This is a genomic window from Curtobacterium sp. B18, assembly GCF_000333375.1.
Classification (GTDB): domain Bacteria; phylum Actinomycetota; class Actinomycetes; order Actinomycetales; family Microbacteriaceae; genus Curtobacterium.
The window spans coordinates 1-9,932 of the sequence record NZ_BACZ01000511.1 but is presented as its reverse complement, the minus strand read 5'-3'; the positions used below and the strand labels follow the sequence as shown (position 1 = coordinate 9,932).

Below are 9,932 nucleotides of genomic sequence, written 5' to 3'. Positions count from 1 at the left end.
ACGACAGCATATGCGACGAACGGGTCGTGGTCCGCGACTGTACCCGGGCCGACCTCGACGTCGTGCACGCCCTGCACGTCGACGCCGTGCTGCACTCCACCGCCATCTGCNAGGAGGAACCGCACCCGCGATCTTACTTCGACGGCTGGCTCGCCGAGCGCCGTGGTGCCGGGCTCCCCGTGCTCGTCGCCGAGGTGGACGGTGTCGTCGCCGGCTACGCGAGCTATAGCGGGTTCCGGCCGCACGCGGGCTACCGGCACACGGTCGAGCACAGCGTCTACGTGGTCGAGGCGTTCCGCGGGCGGGGTGTCGCGACCGTGCTCATGGGCGCTCTGGTGGACCGTGCACGAGCCGACGGCCACCACGTCATGATGGCGGGCATCTGCTCGTCGAACACGGGGTCGATCGCGTTGCACGAACGGCTGGGGTTCGAGACCGTCGGCGTACTGCCCGAGGTCGGACGCAAGTTCGACCACTGGCTGGACCTGACGCTCATGCGCCTGCCCCTCGCCTGACGCGACGGACGAGACGGTGGCGAGCCGCGCCTCCCGTCAGTCGGTGGTGTCGAAGATCGGGCCGACCGTGCGCGAGCGCTTGAGCTCGAAGAAGCCGGGGTACTTGGCCACGGCGACGACGCCGTCCCACAGGTCGAGCGCCTCCTGGCCCGTGGGTGCCGGGGAGATGACCGGTCCGAAGAACGCGGTGCCGGCGACCGCGATGACGGGCGTGCCGACGTCCTGTCCGACCCGGTCGATGCCGTCCTGGTGGCTGGCCCGCACGGCGGCGTCGACCTCGTCGGTCCACGCGTACTCGAGCAGGTCGGCGTCGAGACCGAGCTCGGCGAGCACGGCAGGGACGACCTGCGCCGGGTCGGACTCCTGCCGGTGGTGGATGTGCTCGCCGAGGGCGTCGTAGAGCGGCTTGACGATGTCCTGGCCGAGCCGGAGCTTCGCCGCCGTGACGATGCGCGGGTACACCTGGCCCGCGTGCAGGCGCTCCTTGTAGCTCTCCGGCACGTCCTGGTCCTCGTTGAGGACGAACAGGCTCATCACCTTCCACGTCACGTCGAGGTCGCGGTGCCGGGCGACCTCGCCCACCCAGCGGCTCGTCATCCAGGCCCAGGGGCAGTTCGGGTCGAACCAGAACTCCACAGCGGTGCGGTCGGCGGTCGTCTTGTCCACAGTCGTGTCGGTCACGGATGCGAGCGTACGCGCGCTCGCTAGGCTGGAGGCGACCGTCCCGCCGGTGCACGACGCCGTGCCGGGACTCCCCTCCACACGGACAAGGACCGTCCGTGTGCAACCGCGAAGATGGAGCGTCCGTGCCCGGAGAGAACCTCACCCGAATCGAAGCCCAGGAACGTGCCGCGATCGTCGACGTGCAGACGTACGACGTCGAGCTCGACCTGACCCGCGGCGCCGAGACCTTCGGCAGCACCACCCGCGTGCGCTTCACCGCGACCGCCGGTGCGTCCACGTTCATCGACGCGATCACGAAGACCGTGCACTCCGTCACCCTGAACGGCACCGCGCTCGACGTCGCCGCGGTGAACGACGGCGTCCGCATCCAGCTCGACGACCTGCAGGAGCAGAACGAGCTCGTGGTCGTCAGCGACGCGCTGTACACGAACACGGGCGAGGGTCTGCACCGTTTCGTCGACCCCGTCGACGACGAGGTCTACCTGTACTCCCAGTTCGAGGTGCCGGACTCGCGGCGCATGTTCGCCGTGTTCGAGCAGCCCGACCTCAAGGCCGAGTTCACCTTCACCGTGACGGCGCCGTCCCGGTGGCAGGTCGTGTCGAACTCCCCCACGCCCGAGCCACACGTCGACGGTGACATCGCCACGTGGGCCTTCCCGCCCACCGCGACCATCTCGAGCTACATCACGGCGCTCATCGCCGGCCCGTACGAGGTCGTCCGCGACGAGCTGACGAGCAGCGACGGCCGCACCATCCCGCTCGGCGTCTTCGCGCGGAAGTCGCTCGCCGAGTACCTCGACCCCGAGTACGTCTTCGAGACCACGAAGAAGGGCTTCGCCTACTACGAGGAGAAGTTCGACGTCCCGTACCCGTTCGAGAAGTACGACCAGCTCTTCGTGCCGGAGTTCAACGCCGGCGCGATGGAGAACGCGGGCGCGGTCACGTTCACCGAGACCTACGTCTTCCGCTCGAAGGTGACCGACGCCATCAAGGAGCGCCGGGTCGTCACGATCCTGCACGAGCTCGCGCACATGTGGTTCGGCGACCTGGTCACCATGAAGTGGTGGAACGACCTCTGGCTGAACGAGTCGTTCGCCGAGTGGGCCTCCACGATCGCCACGGCCGAGGCCACCGAGTGGACCGAGGCGTGGACGACGTTCCAGGCGATGGAGAAGTCCTGGGCCTACCGCCAGGACCAGCTCCCCTCGACGCACCCGATCGTCGCGACGATCAACGACCTCGAGGACGTCCAGGTCAACTTCGACGGCATCACGTACGCCAAGGGCGGCTCCGTCCTGAAGCAGCTCGTGGCGTGGGTCGGCATCGACGCGTTCTTCGCGGGCGTCTCGGCGTACTTCAAGAAGCACCACCACGGCAACACCGAGCTGCGCGACCTGCTCGTCGAGCTCGAGGCCACCAGCGGCCGCGAGCTGTCCGAGTGGTCGAAGCTGTGGCTCGAGACCGCCGGCGTGAACACGCTCCGCCCCGAGATCGAGGTCGACGAGTCCGGCGCGATCACGTCGTTCGCCGTCCTGCAGGAAGCGCCGGCCGACCACCCGACGCTCCGCCCGCACCGCCTCGCCATCGGCGTGTACGCCTTCACCGAGCACACCGACGCCCCGTTCGGCGCCGACACGGCGTCCTCCGGCGGCAAGCTCGAGCGCACGCACCGCGTCGAGATCGACGTCGACGGCGCCCGCACCGAGGTGCCCGAGCTCGTCGGCGTGCAGCGCGGCGACCTCGTCCTGCTCAACGACGACGACCTCGCCTACGCGAAGATCCGCCTCGACGAGCACTCGCGCCGGACCGCCATCGAGCACCTCGCCTCGATCGCGAACCCGCTCGCCCGCTCCATCGTCTGGGGTGCGATGTGGGACGCGACGCGCGACGCCGAGTCCCCCGCGAGCGACTACGTCCGCCTGGTCCTCGGCAACATCGCCACCGAGACCGAGTCGACGACCATCCGCACGACGCTGTCGCAGCTCCTCCTGTCGACGCGCAACTACGTCGCGCCGGCGAAGGTGGACGCCACGGTCCGCACCGTGGGCGACACGCTCTGGAACCTCGCCTCGAGCGCCGAGGCCGGTTCGGACGCGCAGTTCCAGTTCGTGAAGTTCTTCGCGCAGATCGCGTCGACGCCCGAGCACGTGGCGACGCTCGCCGGGCTGCGCGACGGCTCGGTCACGCTGAGCGGTCTCGAGATCGACACCGACCTGCGCTGGGAGCTGCTCGAGGGCCTCGTGCTCGCCGGTGCCGCCTCCGGTGCCGAGATCGACGCCGAGCTCGCGGCCGACAAGACCGCGTCGGGCGAACAGGCCGCCGCGCGTGCCCGTGCGACCATCCCGACGGCCGAGGGCAAGCTCGCGGCGTTCTCGTCGCTCGTGGACTCGGCCGAGCTGCCGAACGCGATCGTGCGCCAGACCACGGTCGGGTTCCAGCACGTGAACAGCCCGGTCGTGCTCGAGGGGCTCGTCCCGAAGTACTTCGACGTGCTCACGCGCATCTGGACCGAGCGCAGCTACCACATGGCCGACACCATCGTCTCGGGGCTCTACCCGGCGCCGCTCGCGTCGGCCGAGCTCCGGGACGCGGCGGTCGCGTGGCTCGAGGCGCACCCCGAGACGCCGGCGCTCCGTCGCATCGTGTCCGAGAGCGTCGCCGGGACCGAGCGCGCCCTGCGGGTCCAGGCAGCGGACGCCTGAGCAGCGGATGAGGATCGGCGGGGTCCTGGCGTTCCCCAGGGGATGCCAGGGCCCCGCCCTCTAGCATCGACCGGATCATGACCTTGGTTGCAGTTCCCTCCCCGACCCCGTCCGGCGCGGCAGAGGCCGTCTCGCAGTCGTTCGGCGAGTTCGTCGACACGTGGCACATCCCGATCACGATCGTCATCACGATCCTCGCCGCTCTCGTCCTGCGGCTGATCCTCCGGCACTCCATCAAGGGGATCGTCGACCGTGTCGTGACCGGTGTGAAGAAGCGCCAGGGCGCGACGGACACCCAGGCACTCATCGCCTCACCGATCCAGACCGCCCGGGTCGTCCAGCGCACGCGCACGCTCGGCAGCGTGCTCGAGAACCTCGCGACGGTGATCGTCGTCGTGCTCGCGCTCGTGGTGATCATCCCGCTGGTCATCCCGAACGCCGCGGTCGGCATCGTCGGTGGCGCCTCGCTCGTCGCGGCCGGGCTCGCGGTCGGCGCGCAGAGCATCGTGCGCGACCTGCTCTCCGGCATCTTCATGATCCTCGAGGACCAGGCGGGCGTTGGCGACGTCGTCGACACGGGCCAGGCGACCGGCGTCGTCGAGAACGTCGGGCTGCGGGTCATGCAGATCCGTGACGTGAACGGGATCCTCTGGTTCGTGCCGAACGGGCAGATCCTGCGCGTCGGGAACCTCTCGCAGGGCTGGTCGCGGGTGCTCGTCGACATCACCGTCCCGTACGACACCGACATCGACGCCGTGCAGGACGCCCTCCTCAAGGCGGCGGTCACGATGTCGCAGGAGCCCCGGTGGCGCCAGCGCATCGTCGAGAAGCCGGAGATCTGGGGCATGCAGTCGATCACCGACGCCGGCATGGTGTTCCGCCTCGTCGTGAAGACCCGGGCGTCCGAGCTCGACGTCGTCGGCCGCGAGCTCCGGGTCCGCCTGAAGCACGCCGTCGACGAGCTCGGCGTGACCCTGCCCGCCATGGCGATGATCATGCCCGCCGGGTGGGAGAACGCCACCTCGATCAACGGCCTCCGCACCGTACGCACCCAGCCCACACCGGCACCGACGAAGCCGCGGCGCAGCCGGAACCTCCTCGGTCAGCCGATCCGGACCGACGACCCCGACTCCGGGAAGGACCCCCGATGACCGACCCCACCCCGCCCGCCCAGCCGATCACGCTGCGGGTCGGCCAGCACGGCGCCTCGGCCACGGGTTCGCTCTACGAGCGCATCGGCGGCGCACCCGCCTTCGACCGCCTCGTCCGCCGCTTCTACGAGGGCGTGCAACAGGACGACGTCATCTGGCCGATGTACCCGGCCGACGACCTCGAGGGCGCGATCTGGCGCCTCTCGACGTTCCTGCAGCAGTACTGGGGCGGCCCCGGCACGTACAGCGCCGAACGCGGTCACCCCCGGCTGCGGATGCGCCACCAGCCGTTCCGGATCACGCCGGAGGCGCGTGAGCGATGGCTCCACCACATGCGCGACGCGGTCGAGTCGCTCGGCCTCGCACCCCTCGACGAGGCCGAGCTGTGGGCGTACCTCGACCGCGCGGCGCACGCGATGACGAACACCTTCGACTGACGTCAGCGGACGCCCGAGCCGTCGGCGAGGTCCTGCACGAGGGTGGGCCGGGTCGGGTTCCACCCGAACACGGTGCGCGCGTGTGCGCCGGAGGCCTCCTGGTGGAGCAGCAGCGCATCGGCGAAGTCGGCGCCGAGGCGCTCGCGGCTGGCGTCGACGCTCTCGGCGACGACCGGCGAGCCGTGTGCGCCCGCCTCCGCGATCTCGCGGACCGTCGGGTTGTCGCCGGTGGCCGCGACGACGTAGCCGTCCTGCTCGCCGCGGTGGAGCGCGAGGACGTAGAGCTCGCCGAGGTCGTCGACGTGCACCGTCGTCCACCGCTGGGAACCGTCGCCGACGAGCCGGACCTCGTGATCGCCGTCGCCGACGAACATCGCGGGGATGCCGGCTCCGCGACCGTACACGATGCCAGGGGCGATGATCGTCGTGCGGACCGCACTGGCCCGCACCGTGGCCTCGTTCGGCACCCGCCACGCGGTGAGCGCGGGCGGCGACACCGGTGACTGCTCGGAGATGTCGGTGGAGTTCCCGAACGTGAAGATCCCGCCGGTGTGCACGAACGGCTTCGGAGTGCCGTCGAGCGCTGCGAGCACCGTCCGGATGAAGTCCGGGTCGATGCGCTCGGCCGAGGCGGTGTGCACCACGGCGTCTGCCTCGTGGGCGAGGCTCCGGACGACGTCGGTGTCGGTGACGTCACCGACGAGGGCATTGCCGCCGGCGTCGCGGACGGCCTGCGCCTTCTCGTCGGTGCGGACGAGGGCGGTGACCTCGTGCCCGTGGGCGACGAGTGCGCGGAGGACCGAGGAACCGATGTAGCCGGACGCGCCGGTGAGGAAGACGTGCATGGCGCCAGCCAACCACCCGCCGTCGGGAGCGGGCTGCCTACGAGGTGAGGGTCCAGGCGCGACGCTTGACGAGCACGTGCCCGCGCGACGTGGTCAGGCGGCTCCAGGGTCCGGTCTCGAACAGCCGGACGGGGTCGTGCCCGAGGAACCCGAGGCTCTCCCCCGCGAAGCGGGCACCGGCCGGGACGTGCTCGATGCCCGCGACCGGGACGCCCCCACACCTCGGAGCGGACCTTGCGCACGATCGCGTCGCCCGCGTTCGTCGGGACGGCGTCGGCGACTTCGGCGATGCCGTCCCGGGCGGCACGGCGCAGGAGCTCCGGCGAGACGTCGGGCAGCGGGACCCACCCGCCCCGGGGCGGGGGAGATCGCCGCCCAGGTGACCGTGTGGACCTCGAGCGGCAGCTCCACCTCGATCGGGGTCGCCCGCGTGGGGTCGGCGCCGTCGGCGTGTTCGGCGTCCTGCGCGTCGGCGAGCAGCCGCAGACGTTCCTGCAGCGAGGCGAGCGGGACGACCGCGTCGATCGTCGCCGGCTGCGCGAGCGAGAACGTCCGGAGCCCGAGCACGGTCGGCAGCTCGTCGAGCAGGCCGAGCGGGTAGAGGATCGCGGTGTAGACCGCGAGGACGCCGGAGTCCGCGATGAGGCGGACCGAGCCGTCCTCGATGCGGGCGGCCCGTCCGAGGTAGGTGCGCAGGTCCCCGAGGGAGGCTGCGTCGGGAAGCGTGAACGAGGTGCCCATGTCACCCCGAAGCCTACCGGCAGGACCCGGCGGCGCGGCGTTCGTAGACTGCACGGTGTGAACGGCGAACCGGACTTCCTGCGGACCCTCCGACTCGAGGACACGGGCGCGAGCACGGGCGAGACGATCCTCACCGGTGCGAGCCACTGGTCCCCCGGGGGTCGGGTCTTCGGTGGGCAGGTGCTCGCGCAGTGCATCGTCGCCGCGCAGGCCACCATCGAGGACCGCGACATCCACTCGATGCACGGCTACTTCCTGCGCCCCGGCGACATCGACGTGCCGATCACCTTCGGCGTCGAGCGCATCCACGACGGCCGGTCGTTCGCTGCGCGCCGGGTGCAGGCGTACCAGCGCGGCGTGCCGATCTTCTCGATGATCGCGTCGTTCCAACGCCCGGACGTCGGCGTGGAGCACCAGGACCCGTTCCCCGTCGACGTGCCGGAGCCCGACTCGCTGCCCTCGGCCGCCTCGATCCTGTCCGCCATCGACCACCCGGTCGCACGGGCCTGGGCGGAACGCTCGATCGACCTGCGGCACGTCGAGGGTCCGGTGTTCGTCGACGTGCAGGGCGAGCACGTCGCGCACCAGGCGGTGTGGTTCCGGGTGGAGGGCGACCTCCCCGCCGACCCCGCGCTCCACCGTGCCGTCCTCGCCTACGCGAGCGACCTGTCCATCCTCGAGCCGATCATGCGCCGCCACGGGGTCGCCTGGGGAACGCCGGGCGTGAAGAGCGCGAGCCTCGACCACGCGATGTGGTGGCACCGCGACGCCCGTGTCGACGAGTGGGTGCTCTACACGCAGGAGTCCCCGAGCGCACAGGGCGGTCGGGGACTCGCGTTCGGCCGGATGTTCTCGCCGGACGGACGGCTCCTCGCATCGGTCGCGCAGGAGGGGATGATGCGCGTCCCCCGCTGATGCACACATCGGTGCGTGATCCGTCCCACAGCGGCGCTCGAGCCGTCCTCAGCGGCGCTCGATCCGTCGTTGGGGGCCGGATCCGGTCCGTGCTACGGGCGGGAGAACGCCACCGGGGCTTCGACGTAGTCGGCGCACGCCGCTCGCTCGGCCTCGGTCAACCGGCGCGGACGGTTGCTGACCGCGTCGACCATCACGAGCGCCGTGGTCGCCCGGGTGTACAGCACCGCGGGCTCCTGTCCGACCGGTGACCAGACCTCGTAGGACACGTCGATGCTCGCCCCGCCGAGCCGCCCGATCCACATCTGGATGTCGAGCGGCTGCCGCAGGTACGGGATCGACGCGAGGTACTCGAGGCGCTGTGCCGCGATGACGGTCATCGTGCCGGACCCGGGACGGCCGTCGATGATCGGCTCGGGGACGGACCCGTCCGGCGCACGTTCCTCGGGGTCGGGACCCCAGAACCCCACGATGCGCGCCTCTTCCAGGAGACGCAGCATCGCGGAGTTGTTGACGTGCCCGTACGCGTCGATGTCGCTCCACCGCATGCGGACCGGAGCGTGCAACCGCGCCACGGTCAGTCGCGGGTGAGCTTGCGGTACGTCGCCCGGCCGGGCTTCGCCGCATCGGCGCCGAGACGCTCGATCTTGTTCTCCTCGTACGCCTCGAAGTTGCCCTCGAACCAGTACCAGTTGGGGGTGCCGTCCTCGTTCAGGCCCTCCCACGCGAGGATGTGCGTCGCGATCCGGTCGAGGAACCACCGGTCGTGGGTGATGACCACGGCACAACCGGGGTACTCGAGCAGGGCGTTCTCGAGGCTGCCGAGGGTCTCGACGTCCAGGTCGTTCGTCGGCTCGTCCAGGAGCAGCAGGTTGCCGCCCTGCTTGAGCGTCAGCGCCAGGTTCAGACGGTTGCGCTCACCACCGGACAGGATGCCGGCACGCTTCTGCTGGTCCGGCCCCTTGAAGCCGAACTGCGAGACGTAGGCCCGCGACGGGATCTCGGTCTTGCCCACCTGGATGTAGTCGAGTCCGTCGGACACGACCTCCCACAGGTTCTTGTTCGGGTCGATGCCGCCACGGCTCTGGTCGACGTACGAGATGTCGACCGTCTCACCGATCTTCAGCGTGCCGCCGTCGAGCGGCTCGAGGCCGACGATCGTCTTGAAGAGCGTGGTCTTGCCGACGCCGTTCGGGCCGATCACGCCGACGATGCCGTTGCGGGGCAGCGTGAAGGACAGGTCGTCGATGATGACGCGCTCGCCGAACTGCTTGTGGAGCTTCTCGGCGTCGATGACCTGCGAACCCAGGCGGGGTCCGACGGGGATGACGATCTCCTCGAAGTCGAGCTTGCGCGTGCGCTCGGCCTCGGTGACCATCTCCTCGTAGCGGGCGAGACGCGCCTTCGACTTCGCCTGGCGTCCCTTCGTGTTGCTGCGGACCCAGTCGAGCTCCGACGACAGCCGCTTCGCGAGCTTGGCGTCCTTCTTGCCCTGGACCTCGAGGCGAGCACGCTTCTTCTCGAGGTAGGTCGAGTAGTTGCCCTCGTACGGGTACAGACGACCGCGGTCGACCTCGGCGATCCACTGCGCGACGTGGTCGAGGAAGTACCGGTCGTGGGTCACGGCCAGGACGGCACCGTGGTACTGCTGCAGGTGCTGCTCGAGCCAGAGCACGGACTCGGCGTCGAGGTGGTTGGTGGGCTCGTCGAGGAGGAGCAGGTCGGGCTTCTGGAGCAGGAGCTTGCAGAGCGCCACACGACGCTTCTCACCACCGGAGAGGTGCGTGACCAGTTCGTCCCCCGGGGGGCACTGGAGCGCGGCCATCGCCTGCTCGAGCTGCGAGTCGAGGTCCCACGCGTCCGCCGCGTCGATCTCCTCCTGCAGCGTGCCCATCTCGGCGAGCAGTGCGTCGAAGTCGGCGTCCGGCTCGGCCATCAGCGC

At 70.4% G+C, this 9,932-nt stretch carries 10 protein-coding genes; 5 read left to right on the top strand and 5 right to left on the bottom strand.

The window, feature by feature from the left end; genetic code table 11:
- Positions 1–26 precede the first annotated feature (26 nt).
- Positions 27–515 carry a GNAT family N-acetyltransferase gene (locus I5E_RS13520; RefSeq protein ID WP_022907457.1) on the top strand — a complete coding sequence of 163 codons (489 nt, stop codon included), beginning with the start codon at positions 27–29 and terminating at the stop codon, positions 513–515.
- A gap of 36 nt (positions 516–551) precedes the next feature.
- Here the strand turns inward: I5E_RS13520 and I5E_RS13515 are convergent, their stop codons facing one another.
- Positions 552–1,196: a mycothiol-dependent nitroreductase Rv2466c family protein gene (locus I5E_RS13515; protein WP_148286974.1), complete on the bottom strand. Its 645-nt coding sequence runs from the start codon at positions 1,194–1,196 to the stop codon at positions 552–554.
- Between the two features lie 125 nt (positions 1,197–1,321).
- Here I5E_RS13515 and pepN point away from each other — a divergent pair, with 125 nt between their 5' ends.
- The 3 genes from pepN (at position 1,322) to I5E_RS13500 (ending at position 5,489) form a co-directional block, all read left to right on the top strand.
- A complete protein-coding gene (gene pepN / locus I5E_RS13510; protein WP_022907455.1) occupies positions 1,322–3,901 on the top strand; it encodes an aminopeptidase N in 2,580 nt (859 codons plus the stop codon).
- A gap of 77 nt (positions 3,902–3,978) precedes the next feature.
- A complete protein-coding gene (locus tag I5E_RS13505; RefSeq protein ID WP_022907454.1) occupies positions 3,979–5,052 on the top strand; it encodes a mechanosensitive ion channel family protein in 1,074 nt (357 codons plus the stop codon).
- On the top strand, positions 5,049–5,489 hold the full coding sequence (locus I5E_RS13500) for a globin (protein WP_022907453.1): 441 nt from the start codon (positions 5,049–5,051) through the stop codon (positions 5,487–5,489). Before I5E_RS13505 ends, I5E_RS13500 begins: the two co-directional genes overlap by 4 nt.
- Positions 5,490–5,491: 2 nt before the next feature.
- Here I5E_RS13500 and I5E_RS13495 read toward each other — a convergent pair whose 3' ends face one another.
- Both I5E_RS13495 and I5E_RS21785 read right to left on the bottom strand, forming a co-directional pair.
- On the bottom strand, positions 5,492–6,334 hold the full coding sequence (locus I5E_RS13495; protein ID WP_022907452.1) for an NAD(P)H-binding protein: 843 nt from the start codon (positions 6,332–6,334) through the stop codon (positions 5,492–5,494).
- 93 nt (positions 6,335–6,427) lie between these two features.
- Positions 6,428–7,075: a hypothetical protein gene (locus I5E_RS21785; protein ID WP_261974942.1), complete on the bottom strand. Its 648-nt coding sequence runs from the start codon at positions 7,073–7,075 to the stop codon at positions 6,428–6,430.
- Between the two features lie 57 nt (positions 7,076–7,132).
- On the opposite strand from I5E_RS21785, the gene I5E_RS13485 reads away from it, so the two are divergent.
- Entirely contained in the window at positions 7,133–7,990 is an 858-nt protein-coding gene (locus tag I5E_RS13485) for an acyl-CoA thioesterase (RefSeq protein WP_022907451.1), read from the top strand.
- Between the two features lie 92 nt (positions 7,991–8,082).
- On the opposite strand, the gene I5E_RS13480 is transcribed toward I5E_RS13485, so the two are convergent.
- Both I5E_RS13480 and ettA read right to left on the bottom strand, forming a co-directional pair.
- Entirely contained in the window at positions 8,083–8,538 is a 456-nt protein-coding gene (locus I5E_RS13480; RefSeq protein WP_031262723.1) for an acyl-CoA thioesterase, read from the bottom strand.
- Between the two features lie 29 nt (positions 8,539–8,567).
- Positions 8,568–9,932: energy-dependent translational throttle protein EttA (gene ettA, locus I5E_RS13475; RefSeq protein WP_022907449.1), on the bottom strand; the 1,365-nt coding region annotated here is incomplete at its 5' end.